Below are 16,845 nucleotides of genomic sequence, written 5' to 3'. Positions count from 1 at the left end.
GGAGTGTCAGAATTGGATCATGACACAGACAATCCCTCCGTTCTCTGACCTGTCTTTCCCCCGTCCAGACGAAGCGTCTCTTAAGGCGCGCTACGCGGACATTTCGTCGCTGCTTGATCGCGGGCAGCGCGAAGAGGCTCTCAAGGCTTTTGATGCCGTTCGGCGAGAGTATGAATCTTGGGCCTCCCACGTTCATCTCCAGTTCTCCCGCAATACGCAGGACGAGACGGCGAAGACGGACCGTGATTATGCGGATCGCCTCTCGCCTGTTGCGACGGACCATGAAGTCATCATCAAGAAGCGTCTGCTGGCAGACCCTGATCGTGCCGGTCTGGAAGCACTCCTGACGCCACATGTGGTTCATTTGTGGGAAGCAGACACCACGACGTTTGATCCCCGGATCAGCACGGATCTGGAAGAAGAAGCGCGCCTGACGGGCGAATACACGGCGCTTCTGGCCTCGGCGAAAATTGACTTTGATGGCAAGGTTCTCAACCTTTCAGGGCTTGTGCCATACTTGCAGGGGTCGGATCGGGACGTCCGCCATGCCGCCGAACAGGCTCGTTGGGCCTTTTTTGAAGAACATGGCGAAGAACTGGATACGCTTTATGGGCGTCTGGTTGAGCTGCGTGACCGGATGGCGAAAACGCTGGGGTTCGAGAACTATATCGGGCTGGGTTACCGCCGTATGCGCCGGACAGATTATGGCCCGGAGCAGGTGGCATCCTTCCGGGAAAAGGTTCTCAGTTCTGTTACCCCATTGGTTCAGTCACTGCTGGAACGCCGTCGCCTTAAAATGGGATGGGACAAGGTCTGGGCCTGGGACGAAGCACTGATCGATTTACAGGGCAATCCGGAGCCAGCAGGAGATCATGATCTGCTCGTGGCGCGGGCAGAAGGCATGTTCCGTGCGCTCGACCCCAAAGGCGAAATGGGTGATTTCTACGTTCAGATGCGGGATCTCGGATATCTTGATCTGAAAAACCGGGACAACAAGGCAGGCGGTGGCTTCTGCACGTCATTCCCGACCATTGGCAGCCCTTACATCTTTGCCAATTTCAATGGCACTCATAACGATATCGGCGTGTTTACCCACGAGATGGGGCATGCCTTCCAGAACTGGAAAAGCCGCGATCAGGACTGGGTCGATCAGCTCTGGCCCACCATGGAAGCCGCCGAGATTCATTCCATGGGTCTGGAATTTCTGACCTGGCCGCAAATTGATACGCTGGTCGAAGACGGGGCAGGGGACCGGTATCGCCGGATGCATCTCATCGATGCGCTTTCATTCTTTCCCTACGGTGTCTGTGTCGATCACTTCCAGCATGAAGTGTATGCCAATCCGCAGATGACAGCGGCAGAACGGCACGAGACCTGGGCGCGCCTGGAGAAAAGGTATATGCCCTGGCGGGACTGGGGCGATCTGGCTTATCCGGCAAAGGGTGGCCGCTGGCAGGCCCAGCTCCATATCTATCGTCTGCCATTTTATTACATTGATTATGCTCTGGCTCAGTGCTGTGCACTGCAGCTCTGGCTTCGTTCCCGTATGAACCGGGAAGCCACATTCGAGACATATCGCCAGCTGTGCTCGGAAGGCGGCTCCAAGCCGTTCTCACAGCTTGTGGCTGATGCCGGTCTGGTATCCCCGTTTGAGGAGGATGCTCTGGCGGAAGTCGTTCATGAAGCCGAGCAGGAACTCGGAATCTGAGGCAACGCTTCTGGCTCTGAAGGGTAACTTCAGAGCCAGAATGAACGGTTTATCCGCGGCTGTTCCACTCGGAAATCAGGTCAAGAACGGCCTGTGGGGACATGCTGCGCGCATTTCCCAGAGCCTTGGAGCCATCACCATTCAGGGCCTTTCCATCTGGCGTCACGATAATGACGGTCGGAACAGCCTTGATCGTCACGTCGTATTTCTGGGCCAGCTCGAGATTGGTGTTAATGCGCCCGACATTCACCGGGACGATCACAAACTGGCTGTCCAGCCATGCCTTGGCGTCGGGCAGGGCAAAAATGCCGGAGAGCATTTTGCAGTCCGGGCACCAGTTGCCGCCGAAATCGAGAAGCACCTTACGGCCCGTTTTGGCAGCGAGCGCAAAGGCATCGCGCACCTGCTCCTGGGCGACGGACGTATCTGGATAAGGTGTTGCGACCGGCGGGGCTGATGTTTCCGTCAGTTTGGGCGCAGGCGTACTTGCAGCCTGTGCTGAAAAAGGTGCGGAAAGCGCCAGACCCAGTCCGGCGGCGGCAAGAAGGGAAACGCGCATAAAAAAGGCTTTCATTGATCGAGTGGTCTGCATCACATAACGCAGTGTCACAGCAAAACGATTAAAGCCTACTTCATTCGGAAGGTCATGCTTTTGATAACGCAACACGGTTCACCCTCATCGCCCTCCGCTCAGCAGGGTGCAGAAGTCAGTATTCTGGAGACGCTCCTGAGGACCGTCGTCCTCGTTGGGCTTACCCTGGCACTTGCCGCCATTTTTCGTTTCTGGGAACCTGCCGTAAAGCTTTCTCAGAAGACTGCGGCGACGCATGCCTGGCAGTCGCTTTACAGCGTGTTTCATATTGAAACGGCGCTCGGGCGGGAACAGCTCATTCTTGTAGGTATTATTCTGTTCTGTTTTGCCGTGGCGCTGGTCGTTCAGGTGGCTGGGCTTTTTGCTCTTAAGATGATCAGAAACAGATCCTGAAGTCTCAGGCTGAGCGCCGTCTTAGTCCGGACACTGCTGCAAGAAGCCATGCTAAAATCAGCAAGGTACCGCCATAGGGGGCTATGCGGGCTACTGAAAGTGTCCCGATTTTCAGATCAAAAAGCGCGAAAAGCGTGACGGAGACACAAAAGAGCAGCGTGCCTGCCAGCATCGTCAGACATGCAAGACGTGCCAGGCGTAGCGTCAGAAAGCGCGCTCCTAGTGAAAGCGCGCAGAGTGCAATGGCGTGCCACATGAGGATGTCCACCCCGGAGTGCAGAACGGCACGGCCATTGGGGATGGCAAACATATGGTCCGGGAGGTGAGAGGCAAGCGCCCCGAGAACCACTCCGGATGCGCCTTCGACAGCTCCGGCAATGAAACAGAAGCGGAAGGCGCCGGAAAAATCATGCGTGCTAGAATTTGCGGACATGGCCTGAATGTATCATGAGTGGTGCCGAACATGAATGGACCGCTTGAAGCCGGGACCATTCAGCCAGAGTGGCTGGGACATTGTCCTGGTCTCGCAGATGGAAGGAATGTCTCTTCATGACAGTTACTGCACGCTTCGCAGCTCTTGCCTCAATTGCCATGCTGGCAGGCCTGAGCGCCTGTAATGCCCCGGATGCACCGCCAGCACCGGCACTGCCGTCTGCTGCATCAACCTATACGCTTTCGACAGCGGATGCCGCATTTCTTCAGCAGGTCGATGCCATGGATCTGACGCAGGTGAGCATTGCGACACTGGCTGCGACGCATAGCAACAGTGACGTTGTGAAGGCTTTTGCTGCAACAGTGGTTAGTGATCACACGACTAACCGCAAGGCTGTTGCCAAGGTGGCGAGTGACGCCAACCTGACCGTCACTGACAAGCTGAATGCTGGCGACGAGGCGCACGTTGCATCCTTCGGTCATCTGTATGGCGCTGCTTTTGATCGCGTTTTCCTGCGTGAAGTCGTGAGCGTTCAGACGCCTGCTCTCAGCAGTGCTCTGGCAACGGCATCGCAGTCTGGCGGAACGGCTGATATCAAGACGCTGGCATCAGACACCACGAAGATGCTCAAGGACCATACGACTCGTGCACAGGACCTGAGCGGCGCGAAGACTGTTAAAGGTCACCATCATCACTTCGGTCGTCACTAAGCTTTAGAGGGCAATTATGACGGGTGTTCGGCTTGATCGTATTGTAACGCGTGGCGGCGATTCAGGGCAGACTTCACTGGGAGACGGAACGCGTGTCTCAAAAGCCTGTCCGAGAATTGAGGCCATGGGGACGGTCGATGAGCTGAACGCTCTTCTTGGTTTGCTCGATTGCTCTCTGAGATCAGAGGAAAGTATACGAGATCTTTCCTCTGATATTCGGAAGATACAGTCCTGTCTTTTTGATTTAGGGGCAGATTTATGTATTCCGGACAAAGAACGTCCTCAGAGTCTTACAGTAAAGGCTGTTAGTTGGCTGGAAGAACGCATTGAAGACATGCGTCTTCAGCAGCCTCCGCTTAAAAGCTTTATTCTGCCTGGAGGTTCTCTTGTTTCTGCACATGCTCACATGGCCCGGACTGTTGCGCGGCGCGCGGAACGGCGGATTGTGATTTTGGAGCATGGTCCACAGGAAGGGCTCAGGTTTCTAAACCGCCTTTCTGATTATTTCTTCGTTCTTGCACGTTATGCCAATGCTCACGGAGCAGATGACATTCTCTGGCAACCGGGTCAGTGGCAGTAAAAGAAAGATGAATACAGTCTTATTGTGTTGATGACAGGACATATAAGATCTGATAGAAGAATTCAGTCTGATACACCGGAATGAGTTAGAAACCCGGCAGTGTCGACTTTCATTTCCTTGTCAGGACATGCTTTTTTCTGATCGGCTTTACGCCTTTCAGAGCCTCCGTCATTCTAGGTGGGCATTCTGATCAGGTGACATAGAACAAATTTTATAATTGGTTGAAAAAACGAAGAATGCAGGACGATCAGCAGGTTAGTGAAGACAAACTGCGAGAGGCGCTTGCTCGTCTGGGATCAGGATCTTCCCGTCCCCAGAAGGCGCGTCCCATCACGCCAACAACAGAACGTCGCCGTCGCTTTGTGCGAGATGGTCAGGTTGTTGTTGAGCATCAGGCAAGCCGTGGATTTGCACAGCGCAGCAATGCTCCGAGCCAGGACGACCAGGACGAAATTGAACGTCTTCGTCAGTCTGTAAAGCGTGAGCAGCGTCGTTGGGAAGAAGCCGAGCGTTATCTGGCTGAAGCCCGCACGCAACTCAAAACATATGAAACGCGTGAAGCTCACGCCAAAATCCAGATTACGGAGCTCAACCGTCATCTGCGTGAGCATCAGGACCAAATTCAGTCTCTGAAAGCACAGCTTCACCAGTCCCGTGAGCAGGCTGCTGAAGCAGCCCGCCGTTCGCCGCGCCCTGTTGGACGTCCGCGGAAGGAAGTGCAGGACGAAACTGTGGTGAAAAAAGTCGAGAAGGCCGCTGTTGAGGCCCCGGCTGTCCTTCTTGATGAGCCGGAACCTGTTCAGTGGTGGGTAAAAGCCTGAAGTTCAGGCTGTCGGGCGTCTTACACAACGCCCGAACCATATCATGATGCCTAAAAACACAGCCCAGCCTAATCCTGACCGAACCATGTCCGGAATGGGCAGGGCCAGTGTTTCCGTGCTGCCTGTGGCACCCACAAGGGCTGCCACGGCCACACCAACCAGACTTTCTCCCACAATAAAGCCCGATGCGATCATTGTACCCTGTTCTTTAGGGGACTTGCGCAGCAGCCAGCCGAGGCCTGCTCCGATCGCGATCGTCACGGACACGTTGGCGGGCAGGTAAATTCCCATACCAACGGCTAGAGGCGGCAGAGCTAGATTACGCCGCTTCAGAAGAATATCCGCAATAACCAGTACAATCCCGATCACCGCTCCAATTTCCAGCATCAGCCAGTCGAGGTTGTGTGAGAGAATACCTGTCGCGATGGCAGCCATGAGCGCGGGTTGCGGTGCTGCGAGAGCTCGGGTCGGATCCATATCCGCGCGCGGCATGGCACCAACAAATCCGTAGGCCTGATAAAGTGTCTGCAAGACCCATGGAATAACCACGGCACCCACAGCGCACCCTATGAGGAGAGCAACTTCCTGCTTCCAGGGAGACGCACCGACCAACTGTCCGGTCTTGAGGTCCTGCAGGTTATCATTCGATACGGCAGCAGACGCAGTGATGGCAGAGAGTACAAATAGTCCGAATGCAATAACCGTCGGGCGTTGGTCGGGCGAAAGAACGCCGCCACTTTCCAGTCCCCAGAGTGTGACGGAAATGGCAATGATCGCGATAATTCCGACGCCCGAAATCGGGGAAGACGATGATCCGATAATGCCTGCCATATAACCGCAGGCACTCGCGACCAGAAAGCCCAGACCGAAACAGGCGCCCAACCCCAGAACAACGAGCGTCACAAGGGATGCACCGTGTGGCATTGCAGGCCACAGGAACTGGGTAAACAGTCCAGAAAGAACGAGAGCCAGCCCGATGCTCAGCCCGATCAACGTGCGCGGCGCGAGATCCAAGTCGCTCTCATCCTGTGACGCGCGATGCTTAACGGACAAAGATTCTTTCAGTCCGATCGCAACAGGTTTGGCCAGTGCGAGCAGCGTCCAGATTGCGGCAACGGCAATCGTTCCCGCGCCTATAAAGCGCACTTTATGAAGCCACAAACCTGTCGCCGCGGCCATGGGGTCCGCGGTCGGGTTCAGATGCCCCAGAATGGGAACCATGACGCCCCAGCCCATCAGAACACCCAGTAGCATGGCAATGCCACCGCCGATGCCGACAAGATAACCCGTTCCCAGAAGTGCGAGGGAGAAGCTGATATCCAGACGAAACACGGAGGCGCCGAAGCTCGTAGCGGCCGAAACGCCGTCGGACAGTAGCCTGAACCCTGATGTCGCCAAAGCAACGGCAGCAGAGACAAGGCTGCCTTTTGTCAGGGAGCGTAGGCTCTCGGCATCGCCTTCCGGAGACGAGGCTCTCAGGATTTCAGCGCAGGCGGTACCTTCCGGATACGGGAGGTCAGAATTCTTCACTAATGCGCGACGCAGCGGGATTGTGAAGATGACGCCGGTCATGCCTCCTGCAAGTGTCAGCAGGAGTGAGACAAAATATGGAAATTCGTGCCAATACCCGACCATGATCAGGCCAGGCAGCGCTGCGAAGACGCAGGAGAGTGTTCCTGCCGCCGAAGCCTGCGTCTGCACCATATTGTTTTCGAGCATCGTCCCGCCGCCCATCAGACGGAGTACGGCCATTGAAATGATGGTCGCAGGAATGGAGGAGCCGAAGGTCAGACCGATCTTCAATCCCAGATAGACATTTGCTGCCGTGAAGACGACGGTAATCAGGGCACCCAGAATGATGCCCCGCAAGGTCAGTTCGCGGCTGTCCATAAGTTTCATGGTGGGGCAATCCTGTGATGTCTCGTTGTTTTTTCGGGCATTACGCTGCGGAGGCCCACACCGCAACCATTCATCAAAAAGCAAATGACAGGCTGGACTGATAATAGAGCCCGCTTTTTGCGCCAGCATTTTTCAGATCATGCGACGCTGCAAACCAGGCGACGACATGTGTCCAGTTCCAGTGTCGGGATACGGCCCATGTCAGCAGACCATTAGGGGCTACGCCGATGAAGTGGCTGCAAAACCTGGGGAAATTATAAGCTGAACTGATTGAATAGACGGAAGACGCTGTGGTCTCCCTCCATAGAATCGGGACTTTGATCCGCAAAGACACCTTACCGTAGGACCCCACGACAATGGGGGACAGATTGATCAGGTTCGCTGCGCCAATGTAGCCCGTGTAGTCCAGATACGGATTTTGAGGGGCAAAAGGCGCACTGTAAGTCCCGACTGTTCCTGTGCGACGGTTTTCATTGCCGCCGGAATAGACGTCCGTCTGAATTCCGAAGAAGGGTTTGAGAGGCAGATTGGAACGTCTGTATCCCAATGTCGTATTTACAGAATAAGCAGAGACCTGGCGCCGGGCAGTGGTTCCGTATTGTGTGAAATTGCCTTGCTGCCAGAGGACGCCGATGGCGTATTCCAGTTGCTGGGCTGTGCCGTACCACCGAAAACCAAAATTGTTACGATTTGTCGCACCCGTTACGGAGCTGATTTTGCTCGCACTGACCAGCGGGACAGAGCCTGTTTTTCCACCAAGATGAAAGCCAATCCAGAACAGATCAAGATAGGACTGAACACGCTGTTGCCCCAGATGGAACGCCGGGACGTCAAAGGTTGTGTTGAAACCATAGAGACGCGTGTTCCAGTCCTGAGTGTCATGGAACATGGCCGTTGGGGTGATGTCTGTCGCAACGAAGTCATAGAGATCGAACCGGACATGCGGAAAAATCGCGTAAGCGCGCGGTCCGTTCCAGGTAATCTGGATATTCGGGGGCTCCCGGTCATACAGGACATAGGACGGCGCATCGAGAAACTGCTGCCTTCCAAACATCAGGCCCGTCTTTGCTGTGCCAATCGTGCGTTTGTATTCGATAAAGGCCTGATGCAGGTCCAGACGCTTACGGTAAGTGCCTCCATAGCCATATCCGTTCCAGCCTGCGGCCGTACCGTTTACGAGCTGCGCGAAGATACGCCAGTGTTCTCCGATATGAAGGTCGGCTCCCAACATATTGCGCGTGACGAAGCGACCTGAGCCGGAGTGGGTGTTCGTCCCCAGCATCGGATAGTCATTGTACCAGTTGCGGAGGCGGGTGCGTTCGGACAGGGAAAGCCAGATTGTGCGTTCACTGTTCAGAGCAATGAACTTCAATGGATCGAAAATGTCGCTCTGATGGCGCTTGTCACGCAGATATGACCAGTCTTCCGCCCATGGCGCGACACCATAGCGTCCGACAGGCCCAAAGCCCGCGCCTTCGCCATTGCCGCGATTGAATCCACCCCATCGGGGCTGGCGTCCGATAGGCGCCACATTCTGGCTCGGCGTCAGGCGGCGTGGTTGTTCCAGAAACCCTGCATGAGGAAAGTTCTGGATTTCCGGGCGTTCTGCGTGATGGACCTTGATCCTTTCTTCTTTCGATGCCGAAACGTCAGGAGTCGCGGAAAAGGCTGAAGACCCAAAGCCTGCCAGGCAGGCCAGGGTCGTTTTCAGCGTAATCTGGATTTTGACGTCAGGTGAAAGAGAAGGAAAAAGGCCCTTACTGTGTCCGGCCACGGAACTTTACGACGGGTAGATGTTGCTGGTTGTAAGTCAGCTCATCTCTGGTCAGCTGATAGCCGATTTCGAGCGTGTAAGGATTTTCCTGAATATTTTTGGATGCAGGAAGATCAACAAGGCGCAGATCCGTACGAACAGACTGGTTGCTGACATTCGGCTCCAGCTTGAATGTATCTGTGAAGACCTTCTTATCCACGATTTTTCCGTCACGCATGATGACGATGAAATAGGGGACGTCGATGGTGCCGGTCTTGGAGGCAGGTCCTCGCGTCAGGTTCATTGCCAGACTGAGGCGGGTACGAATCATCTGCTGATCTTTGGGGCCTTTGGGGCCACGTTCACAGTCTCCTGAAATGGCGGTGAGCTGTGCATGGCTGACCAGATTCCCGATATCCGGATCTTTTCCGTCATAGACAAACCGGTCTGCTGCGGCGCTGGGAATATCCGTGACCGGGCATGTGGGGGCAAAGAAGCCCGGATTGGATTCGTCACATCCCGCGAGTGTTGAAATCGCGACGACGGCAAAAGCCGGGACAAACAGGGACGTGGCAAGGCGCCGAAAGGCTGGCATCTGCTGTAGAAACTCCCACAAAGCGGCCCGGACGTTGCGACATGCGTCAATCCGGTCGATACTGGTCCTACATATCGAACTCCGCCCGCTTGGGGAACACCATGTCAGATCAGACAACTCTTGCACCTGAAGGTGCTGCACACCAGAAGACGCTCCGCGTCCTGCTGGCCGGGCCTCGCGGCTTCTGCGCCGGTGTGGATCGTGCCATCCGTGTCGTTGAAGAAGCGCTGCGCCGTTATGGCGCGCCCGTCTATGTGCGTCACGAAATCGTCCATAACCGTACTGTGGTTGAAGGACTGGAGGCCAAGGGCGCCATTTTCGTTGAGGAACTCGACGAAGTGCCGCCCGACGGGCATGTCGTTTTCTCAGCGCATGGCGTGCCGAAGTCAGTTCCAGCCGAAGCGCAGCGTCGCAATCTGCTGTACCTAGATGCAACGTGCCCGCTGGTTTCCAAGGTGCACCGTGAAGCAGAGCGCCATTTTGCAGGTGGTGGCCCAGAGCAGCTCCATATTCTGATGATCGGTCATGCTGGCCATCCGGAAGTGGTCGGCACAATGGGGCAGCTTCCGCCGGGCGCTGTCACGCTCATCAACGATGCTGAAGAAGCCCGTACGATTCAGCCAAAGGATCCGGCGAAGCTGGCTTTCATCACGCAGACGACACTGTCTGTGGATGATACGGCTGAGATCGTCGATATTCTGCGGACTCGCTTCCCGCTTATTGAAGGCCCGAAGCGCGAAGACATCTGCTACGCGACGACCAATCGTCAGGAAGCTGTGAAGGCCATTGCGCCGGAAAGTGATCTGGTCATCGTGATCGGTTCGCCAAACTCTTCCAATTCGCAGCGTCTGCGGGAAGTGGCCGAGCGTTCTGGTGCCCGCCGTGCACTTCTGGTGCCGAAGCTGGAAAATCTGGACTGGTCTGTGCTGGAAGGCGTTGAAACGCTCGGCATCAGTGCAGGTGCATCCGCTCCGGAAAGCCTCGTGCAGGAAATGGTGACGGCGCTTGCTGCGAAGTACACGCTGAAGATCGAAGAGCGAATCATGAAGGAGGAAAACATCAATTTCCGCCTTCCAGGTCCGCTTGCTGGTGAGGACAACTGAGTCTTCATGGCCGTCTATACTGAACTGGCGGCCGAGGCGCTTGAAGCGTTTCTTGGCACATATGACATCGGTGCCCTGGTTTCTTTCCAGGGCATTGCCGAAGGCGTCGAAAACAGCAACTTCCTTCTCCAGACCACGGAAGGGAAGTTCATCCTCACGCTCTTTGAGCGGCGGGTCAAAGCGTCTGATCTTCCATGGTTTCTGGGGCTGATGCAGCATCTGTCGGGTAAGGGCATGAACTGCCCGCAACCCGTACAGGCAAAAGACGGGATCGCTCTCAGGGTATTGGCAGACCGGCCTGCGGCGATCACCACGTTCCTTCCGGGTCAAGCCGTCCCTCAGATTACAGCATCTGCCTGTCATGCACTGGGACAGGTCCTCGCGACGTTCCATCAGCTAGGGCAGGACTACACAGCGGAACGCCCTAATGGGCTGTCTGTGGAAGCCTGGCGCCCACTCCTTGAGAGCTGTCAGGGCAGTGGCGATGACCTGCTGCCGGGTCTCACGCAGGAACTGTCTGAGGCGCTGTCACGGATTGAAAAGTCTTGGCCTGCTGCGGGCAGTTTGCCTCGTGGGCAGATTCATGCAGACCTCTTTCCCGATAATGTCTTCTTTCAGGGCGATCAGGTCTCTGGGCTGATCGATTTCTATTTCGCCTGCACGGATCTGTTTGCTTACGATCTGGCGATCTGTCTGAACGCCTGGTGTTTTCGCGATGAGAAGGTTTTCGAACCCGCTTTCGCTAACGCCATGATCGAAGGTTACGAAAGCGTCCGCAATTTAGAGGTGGCTGAAAAGGAAGCTTTGCCAGTTCTGTGTCAGGGGGCTTCAACCCGGTTTCTGCTGACGCGCCTCTACGACTGGATCAATACCCCGGCTGATGCACTGGTGACCCGCAAGGATCCACTGGCCTATCTGGGGCGTCTCCGACATTTCTCAGGTGTCGCCCATGTCTGATGCGAGCGCGGATCAGCTTCCGGTGGAGATCTGGACGGATGGTGGATGCAAACCCAATCCCGGCCCAGGGGGTTGGGGAGCACTGCTTTGCTTTAAGGGCAAGGAGAAGGAGCTATGGGGCGGCCATCCGGAGACGACCAATAACCGCATGGAACTGACGGCTGCGGCTGAAGCTCTGGAAGCTCTGAAGCGGCCGTGTCGGGTCACGTTGCATACAGACAGTGAATACCTTCGGAACGGTATCACGCGGTGGCACAGTGGCTGGGTACGGCGGAACTGGCGTAATTCAGCTGGTGATCCCGTTGCCAACATGGATCTGTGGCAGCGCATTCTCGATGCGGCCAAACCTCATGAAATCGAATGGCTCTGGGTGAGGGGGCATTCTGGTGATGTGAACAATGAACGTGTGGATGTATTGGCCACCCGGGGACGGGAAGAGCTCTGAAAAATTCATGTTTTCTGCGGGTTACTGAAGAAAGTTCAGAAAAATGCAGAAATATGAAAAAAGGGGCTTTACCGACCCCGGCGGTTGGACTAAATACCTCCTCACCGGTCCCGAATAGCTCAGTTGGTAGAGCAAGCGACTGTTAATCGCTGGGTCGTAGGTTCGAGTCCTACTTCGGGAGCCACTCTTTCTTCTTGAAAGAATTGGTTCGGTACAGTGAAAAGCCCCTTACGGGGCTTTTTTCATATCTACTGTACTGATTGACCATCACCGGACGCTTGATGCCGCTCCGGTGATGAGTTCGTGGTATTTGCTCAGAGTTCTTCTGGTCTGACGTCTTCCAGGCGATCCAGTGCCCACAGGCTGGGAAAGAGACGAATCCACGTTGCCGCGACAAGAATTGTTCCTACGCCGCCTGCGATAACAGCTGCTTCTGGCCCGATGGCTGTTCCCAGCATTCCGCTCTCAAATTCGCCCAGCTGGTTGCTGGAGCCGATGAACAGCGAATTTACAGCAGAGACTCTGCCGCGCATGGCGTCTGGTGTCGCCAGTTGAATGAGTGAAGACCGGACGACAACACTGATGACGTCTGCTGCTCCTAGAACCATCAGGGCGGCGACTGAAATCCATGTGATGTGCGAAGCGCCGAACACGATGGTCGCGATTCCAAAAACGATCACGGAAACAAACATCGTAATTCCAGCGCGGCCCCCAAGTGGATGGCGGGACAGCCAGGCTGATGTAAAGAGCGCTCCGAGGGCGGGGGCTGCGCGCAGAAAGCCTAGCCCTATTGGTCCCACATGGAGAACGCTATCCGCATAGACGGGGAGCATGGCAGTGGCGCCGCCAAGAAGAACGGCAAAAAGATCCAGGGAAATTGCACCAAGAAGGTCGCGACGTCTGTTCAGAAAACCAAGGCCCGCAAATACAGAGGCGAACGTCACAGGTTCTTTTGATGCGACCTTATGGCGCAATTTCAGAGCCAGCGTTCCTAGAAACGCCAATGCGAATCCAAGCGTTGCAAGGCTGTAGCAGATGACTGAGCCGAGCCCGTAGAGAAGGCCGCCCAGGCTGGGTCCCACAATGGATGCCGTCATGAACAGCGAGGACATCAGGGCCTGTGCTCTAGGCAAAAGCTGAGGGGGGACGATTGCTGGAAGAAACGCCTGCTGGCACGGCATTTCGAAGCTGCGGAGCGTGCCGTAGAACGCTGCAAAAGCGTACACATAGGCCGGGGTCAGGCAATGCATAGCCGCGATGGCAGCAAGGGCGCCAGTGCTGAGCACTTCCAGAATCTGGCAGATCAGCACCACGCTACGACGATTAAAACGGTCCGCGACGTGTCCGGAGATGAATGTCAGGGGAACCATCGGTAGAAACTGTGCAAGGCCCAGATAGCCTAGCGATGAAACGCTATGGGTCAGGGCATACATCTGCCAGCCGATGGCAATTGTCAGCGTCGTCGCAGAAAGCTGGGAACAGATTCGGCTGATAATCAGTGGGCCGAGGCCGGGAAGGGCCCGTAATGCTGGTTCAATCATTCAGGCACATTAGTCACTTCCGGCGTGCAAGTTTATTGCAAAATTCCGAGCCGGAAGGCAGATGAGAGACATGAATGCTACATCCATACCCAAACCCGTAACGTACGCAACCGTCACCTGGGACCAGCTCCATCGTGATGCCCGTACTCTTGCTGCGACGCTCATGGAAAAGCACGGTCCGTTCCGCGGTATCGTGGCGATTACGCGTGGTGGCCTGATCCCTGCAGCTATTCTAGGCCGTGAAATGGGCTGCCGCCTGATCGAAAGCGTTTCTGTCATTAGCTACGCTGGTGAGGAAGGCACGCAGCATCAGCCAAAAGTTGTGAAAGCGCCAACCGCTGCCGGTGACGGTGAAGGCTTCCTGATCGTCGATGATCTGGTTGATTCCGGCATTACGGCCCAGTTCGTGCGGGAAATGCTGCCCAAGGCTGTTTTTGCCTGCCTGTATGCCAAGCCGGACGGAAAACCGCTGACCGACCACTATGTCACGGAAGTCGCTCAGGACACCTGGGTGCTGTTTCCGTGGGATACGGCACCACTTTTTGTGCCTCCGCTCGTAAGAAATGAAAAAGATTGAAAAAACCCTATTGCGTCCGGAACTTATACCACCTAAGTTCCGCCTCGGTTCGGGGCGTGGCGCAGCCTGGTAGCGCGCCTGTTTTGGGTACAGGAGGCCCCCGGTTCGAGTCCGGGCGCCCCGACCAGTCTTTAAGGTTTCTTTACTGCGCCCTTAGCTCAGTTGGATAGAGCAACAGCCTTCTAAGCTGTGGGTCGCTGGTTCGAATCCAGCAGGGCGCGCCAGCCTGCTTAACAGCAGCGCCGCGCGCCTAGCAATTTTCAAAAAATTAGTTGGCAGGATTATTCTTGCTATAGGCATCCCGAAGAACCTTTTCCATTGCTGGTTCTGGTGATCCGAGAAGAGTCTGCTTCAAGGCGCTGTTAGCCTTGATCGACAAAAGCCCCCATGCACCTGAATGGTCGTTTGCCATGACGATTTCGAGCTGCTGCGCCGCACAGTCGTGGGGCTTGCACATGTGACCCAGTGCATAGCGTTTTCCACCTTGGGAAAAATATTCCACAGGCGTTGATGTGCCCTGTCCTGATACGACCCAGGCCGGCAACGTGATCATGCTTTTATAGGCCTCCTTGAAGCCCGAACGGTTCAGGAGCTCCTGTGTCGTTGGGACTTCTGCAGACGCAAGTGAGGTGGAGAGTGCGATAAGGGGTAACATCGCTACGAATAATTTCAGTTTCATATGTAGTGTCCTCTCCAGCCGAGCACGTTCAGTCAGACAAAGTGATTCCGTTGCTCCTCAGTTTCTGGAGGAGGGCGCTTTGGTCCGCGTTGATGCCACGGCAGGCCTCAAGCGCGATGTCTGTCCTGAAGCCACAGCGCATGGCGTCCTCAGCAGTTGCCGCGACACAGAAATCAAGCGCTAGGCCACAGATCACAACATGGTTGATCGAAAGGCCGATGAGGAGCGCATTCAGGCCCGTAGAGGTGACATGGTCGTTGTCGAAGAACGCTGAATAGCTATCCCGATTCTGCGCCATTCCTTTGTGAATGATATGGCTGATCGGGCTAAGATCGAGAGATTTTGGAAAATCAGCACCTGACGACGCTGCAACACAATGTTCGGGCCAAGGTCCGCCTTGTGGCGCGAAAGAGCAGTGATTTGCGGGATGCCAGTCCTGAGTGGCAATTACAGCCCCAAAGCCAAGATGGGTCTGGGCATTAACCTGGGCAATGATTTCATCACCTCTCGGAACAGCTAAGGCTCCATGAGGCAAAAAATCATTCTGGACGTCGACGATAATCAGAGCTGAGTGCTGAAAATCAGGCAAAGGAGCAATCTTCCGAGGCTGAGGCAGGCACCATGTCCTGCAGAACGCATTGTGCGATCTTAATCAGCCTCCATGCTTCGAAGAAAGGTTTCCTGTTAGAGGCGTGTCACCAGAAGCTGGTTAATCCGGAAGCCTTCAACGTCCACAACTTCGAATCGGAAGCCTGAAGATTCGACGCTATCGGCCTTTCGGGCCATGCGACGCAGCCGATTCATGACGAAGCCACCAACAGTATCGAAATTCTGGGCATCGTCGAAAATTGGGATATCCAATTCGCGAATAACGTCACCGATTGGTGCTGCCCCATCGATGAGCCAGGAGTTGGCATCGCGGCGGACAATGGCCTGTTCCTCAAATGGGCTGACCAGACCATCCATCAGGGCGCCCATGATGTCCTTGTAGGTGATAAGGCCCACGACTAGGCCATATTCATTCACGATCAGTGCAAAGCCTGCGGAATGAGCATCAAACTGTGCGAGAGTTTCCCACAGGTTCAGCGTGTCAGGCAGGGACAAAACATCCCGGCGCATCTTGAAGATCTGACTGGCGACGGGCGTCAGGCTCTCCTTGGATTGCGGCTCATCCACAACAGCAACCAGAACGTCTTCTGCGCGAATAGACCCGATCACGCGATCCAGTCCGCCATCGCAAAGGGGATAGCGGGAGTAGGGACGCACGCGAACCTTATCCCGCTGGCTCTCCGGTGTCTCCTGAACGTCCAGAAAGACGATCTCATCACGCGGGGTCATGGCAGACGTTACGGAGCGGTCCTGAAGGCCCAGAACATTCTGAATCATCTGATGCTCCTGCTCCAGCAGGATACCAGAGGCTGTGCCTGCGGCGAGAATAGCGCGCAGATCTTCAGGCGTTACGGGTTCGACAGTGGCCGCGGCTGGGATTTTCATAACGCGCAGAAGCACATCCGATACGCGCGAAAAGACCCAGACCGCAGGATACAGAACCTTCAGCGCCAAGGCAGGGAACCACCCAACCTTAAGAGCGATCCGATCCGGTGCATTCATTGCAATCCGCTTGGGAAGCAGATCCGCGAACAGGACGAAAAGTCCCGTAATAAGAATGAAGGAGCAGGCAGAGCCGCCCTTGGCCGAAAGAGACGGCGAAAAGCCCATGAGCTGGAAGCCGTCTGCGATGGGCTCGCTCAACATCGATTCGCTGATGATACCGCCAAGAACGCCAACGGCATTCAGGCAGATCTGCAGGACGGTAATGACCTGCCCGCTGTTGCGACGGAGCTTCAGAAAGGCAACAGCTCGTGGGTCGCCAGCTTCTGCTTTCGAGCGAAGCCTGACGTCACGAGCTGCGGCGAAGGAAATCTCTGAAAGAGAGATCAGGATGGAGACCGCGATCAGGACGACGGTCGCGAGAAGGCCCAGCAGGAGAAGAACAATCATGTGCTGGGTGTAAGAAGAAACTTGCATGCAGGCGGCATCATACTCCGAAGACACCAGA

At 55.5% G+C, this 16,845-nt stretch carries 18 protein-coding genes and 3 tRNA genes; 12 read left to right on the top strand and 9 right to left on the bottom strand.

Annotated features, from left to right (window positions below):
* The first annotated feature begins 19 nt into the window (after positions 1-19).
* On the top strand, positions 20-1,708 hold the full coding sequence (locus tag KP705_RS06695; protein ID WP_215764205.1) for a M3 family oligoendopeptidase: 1,689 nt from the start codon (positions 20-22) through the stop codon (positions 1,706-1,708).
* Between the two features lie 49 nt (positions 1,709-1,757).
* On the opposite strand, the gene KP705_RS06690 is transcribed toward KP705_RS06695, so the two are convergent.
* Positions 1,758-2,282 carry a thioredoxin family protein gene (locus KP705_RS06690; RefSeq protein ID WP_374195555.1) on the bottom strand — a complete coding sequence of 175 codons (525 nt, stop codon included), beginning with the start codon at positions 2,280-2,282 and terminating at the stop codon, positions 1,758-1,760.
* Positions 2,283-2,354: 72 nt separating this feature from the next.
* Between KP705_RS06690 and KP705_RS06685 the strand changes: the two genes are divergently transcribed.
* Complete coding sequence (locus KP705_RS06685) at positions 2,355-2,693, top strand: hypothetical protein (RefSeq protein WP_052750061.1); 339 nt, start codon at positions 2,355-2,357, stop codon at positions 2,691-2,693.
* 4 nt (positions 2,694-2,697) lie between these two features.
* Here the strand turns inward: KP705_RS06685 and KP705_RS06680 are convergent, their stop codons facing one another.
* Positions 2,698-3,126: a DUF423 domain-containing protein gene (locus KP705_RS06680; protein WP_046901347.1), complete on the bottom strand. Its 429-nt coding sequence runs from the start codon at positions 3,124-3,126 to the stop codon at positions 2,698-2,700.
* Positions 3,127-3,242: 116 nt separating this feature from the next.
* Between KP705_RS06680 and KP705_RS06675 the strand changes: the two genes are divergently transcribed.
* From KP705_RS06675 to KP705_RS06665, 3 genes are all read left to right on the top strand, one after another.
* Positions 3,243-3,836, top strand: a complete 594-nt coding sequence (locus KP705_RS06675; protein ID WP_046901348.1) for a DUF4142 domain-containing protein — start codon at positions 3,243-3,245, stop codon at positions 3,834-3,836.
* A 16-nt stretch (positions 3,837-3,852) separates the two neighbouring features.
* Entirely contained in the window at positions 3,853-4,416 is a 564-nt protein-coding gene (locus tag KP705_RS06670; protein WP_046901349.1) for a cob(I)yrinic acid a,c-diamide adenosyltransferase, read from the top strand.
* A gap of 236 nt (positions 4,417-4,652) precedes the next feature.
* Positions 4,653-5,237, top strand: coding sequence for a hypothetical protein (locus KP705_RS06665; protein ID WP_046901350.1), 585 nt, complete (start codon positions 4,653-4,655; stop codon positions 5,235-5,237).
* Positions 5,238-5,240: 3 nt separating this feature from the next.
* Here the strand turns inward: KP705_RS06665 and KP705_RS06660 are convergent, their stop codons facing one another.
* The 3 genes from KP705_RS06660 to KP705_RS06650 all read right to left on the bottom strand — a co-directional run bounded on the left by KP705_RS06660 (position 5,241) and on the right by KP705_RS06650 (position 9,484).
* Positions 5,241-7,136 carry an OPT family oligopeptide transporter gene (locus tag KP705_RS06660; protein WP_215764204.1) on the bottom strand — a complete coding sequence of 632 codons (1,896 nt, stop codon included), beginning with the start codon at positions 7,134-7,136 and terminating at the stop codon, positions 5,241-5,243.
* Positions 7,137-7,209: 73 nt separating this feature from the next.
* Positions 7,210-8,910 (bottom strand): alginate export family protein, encoded by a 1,701-nt coding sequence (locus tag KP705_RS06655; protein WP_215764203.1) that lies wholly within the window; start codon positions 8,908-8,910, stop codon positions 7,210-7,212.
* Positions 8,894-9,484 carry a hypothetical protein gene (locus tag KP705_RS06650; RefSeq protein ID WP_046901353.1) on the bottom strand — a complete coding sequence of 197 codons (591 nt, stop codon included), beginning with the start codon at positions 9,482-9,484 and terminating at the stop codon, positions 8,894-8,896. Before KP705_RS06650 ends, KP705_RS06655 begins: the two co-directional genes overlap by 17 nt.
* Positions 9,485-9,585: 101 nt before the next feature.
* Between KP705_RS06650 and ispH the strand changes: the two genes are divergently transcribed.
* From ispH to KP705_RS06630, 4 genes are all read left to right on the top strand, one after another.
* A complete protein-coding gene (gene ispH / locus KP705_RS06645; RefSeq protein WP_046901354.1) occupies positions 9,586-10,587 on the top strand; it encodes a 4-hydroxy-3-methylbut-2-enyl diphosphate reductase in 1,002 nt (333 codons plus the stop codon).
* A 6-nt stretch (positions 10,588-10,593) separates the two neighbouring features.
* On the top strand, positions 10,594-11,544 hold the full coding sequence (locus tag KP705_RS06640; protein ID WP_046901355.1) for a homoserine kinase: 951 nt from the start codon (positions 10,594-10,596) through the stop codon (positions 11,542-11,544).
* Positions 11,537-11,989, top strand: a complete 453-nt coding sequence (gene rnhA / locus KP705_RS06635; RefSeq protein WP_046901356.1) for a ribonuclease HI — start codon at positions 11,537-11,539, stop codon at positions 11,987-11,989. Before KP705_RS06640 ends, rnhA begins: the two co-directional genes overlap by 8 nt.
* A 108-nt stretch (positions 11,990-12,097) precedes the next feature.
* Positions 12,098-12,173 (top strand) — tRNA-Asn (locus tag KP705_RS06630).
* Between the two features lie 130 nt (positions 12,174-12,303).
* On the opposite strand, the gene KP705_RS06625 is transcribed toward KP705_RS06630, so the two are convergent.
* Positions 12,304-13,530 (bottom strand): MFS transporter, encoded by a 1,227-nt coding sequence (locus KP705_RS06625; protein ID WP_046901357.1) that lies wholly within the window; start codon positions 13,528-13,530, stop codon positions 12,304-12,306.
* Positions 13,531-13,591: 61 nt separating this feature from the next.
* Here KP705_RS06625 and gpt point away from each other — a divergent pair, with 61 nt between their 5' ends.
* From gpt to KP705_RS06610, 3 genes are all read left to right on the top strand, one after another.
* Positions 13,592-14,107: a xanthine phosphoribosyltransferase gene (gpt, locus tag KP705_RS06620; RefSeq protein WP_046901358.1), complete on the top strand. Its 516-nt coding sequence runs from the start codon at positions 13,592-13,594 to the stop codon at positions 14,105-14,107.
* A 50-nt stretch (positions 14,108-14,157) separates the two neighbouring features.
* A tRNA-Pro gene (locus KP705_RS06615) sits at positions 14,158-14,234 on the top strand.
* Positions 14,235-14,254: 20 nt separating this feature from the next.
* Positions 14,255-14,331: transfer RNA gene (locus KP705_RS06610), tRNA-Arg, on the top strand.
* A gap of 44 nt (positions 14,332-14,375) precedes the next feature.
* Here the strand turns inward: KP705_RS06610 and KP705_RS06605 are convergent.
* The 3 genes from KP705_RS06605 to KP705_RS06595 form a co-directional block, all read right to left on the bottom strand.
* Positions 14,376-14,786, bottom strand: coding sequence for an Ivy family c-type lysozyme inhibitor (locus KP705_RS06605; RefSeq protein ID WP_046901359.1), 411 nt, complete (start codon positions 14,784-14,786; stop codon positions 14,376-14,378).
* A 28-nt stretch (positions 14,787-14,814) separates the two neighbouring features.
* Entirely contained in the window at positions 14,815-15,375 is a 561-nt protein-coding gene (locus KP705_RS06600) for an isochorismatase family protein (protein WP_046901360.1), read from the bottom strand.
* Between the two features lie 95 nt (positions 15,376-15,470).
* Entirely contained in the window at positions 15,471-16,814 is a 1,344-nt protein-coding gene (locus tag KP705_RS06595; RefSeq protein ID WP_046902044.1) for a hemolysin family protein, read from the bottom strand.
* Positions 16,815-16,845: the final 31 nt, after the last annotated feature.

This window comes from Gluconobacter sp. P1D12_c, from assembly GCF_018812105.1.
Classification (GTDB): Bacteria; Pseudomonadota; Alphaproteobacteria; order Acetobacterales; family Acetobacteraceae; genus Gluconobacter; species Gluconobacter oxydans_A.
This window is presented reverse-complemented; position numbering and strand designations above follow the sequence as displayed.

Coding starts and splice junctions, on each gene's coding strand:
- KP705_RS06695 (WP_215764205.1), top strand. CDS start 20: ATGACACAGACAATCCCTCCGTTCTCTGACCTGTCTTTCCCCCGTCCA.
- KP705_RS06690 (WP_374195555.1), bottom strand. CDS start 2,282: ATGAAAGCCTTTTTTATGCGCGTTTCCCTTCTTGCCGCCGCCGGACTG.
- KP705_RS06685 (WP_052750061.1), top strand. CDS start 2,355: ATGCTTTTGATAACGCAACACGGTTCACCCTCATCGCCCTCCGCTCAG.
- KP705_RS06680 (WP_046901347.1), bottom strand. CDS start 3,126: ATGTCCGCAAATTCTAGCACGCATGATTTTTCCGGCGCCTTCCGCTTC.
- KP705_RS06675 (WP_046901348.1), top strand. CDS start 3,243: ATGACAGTTACTGCACGCTTCGCAGCTCTTGCCTCAATTGCCATGCTG.
- KP705_RS06670 (WP_046901349.1), top strand. CDS start 3,853: ATGACGGGTGTTCGGCTTGATCGTATTGTAACGCGTGGCGGCGATTCA.
- KP705_RS06665 (WP_046901350.1), top strand. CDS start 4,653: ATGCAGGACGATCAGCAGGTTAGTGAAGACAAACTGCGAGAGGCGCTT.
- KP705_RS06660 (WP_215764204.1), bottom strand. CDS start 7,136: ATGAAACTTATGGACAGCCGCGAACTGACCTTGCGGGGCATCATTCTG.
- KP705_RS06650 (WP_046901353.1), bottom strand. CDS start 9,484: ATGCCAGCCTTTCGGCGCCTTGCCACGTCCCTGTTTGTCCCGGCTTTT.
- ispH (WP_046901354.1), top strand. CDS start 9,586: ATGTCAGATCAGACAACTCTTGCACCTGAAGGTGCTGCACACCAGAAG.
- KP705_RS06640 (WP_046901355.1), top strand. CDS start 10,594: ATGGCCGTCTATACTGAACTGGCGGCCGAGGCGCTTGAAGCGTTTCTT.
- rnhA (WP_046901356.1), top strand. CDS start 11,537: ATGTCTGATGCGAGCGCGGATCAGCTTCCGGTGGAGATCTGGACGGAT.
- KP705_RS06625 (WP_046901357.1), bottom strand. CDS start 13,530: ATGATTGAACCAGCATTACGGGCCCTTCCCGGCCTCGGCCCACTGATT.
- gpt (WP_046901358.1), top strand. CDS start 13,592: ATGAGAGACATGAATGCTACATCCATACCCAAACCCGTAACGTACGCA.
- KP705_RS06605 (WP_046901359.1), bottom strand. CDS start 14,786: ATGAAACTGAAATTATTCGTAGCGATGTTACCCCTTATCGCACTCTCC.
- KP705_RS06595 (WP_046902044.1), bottom strand. CDS start 16,814: ATGCAAGTTTCTTCTTACACCCAGCACATGATTGTTCTTCTCCTGCTG.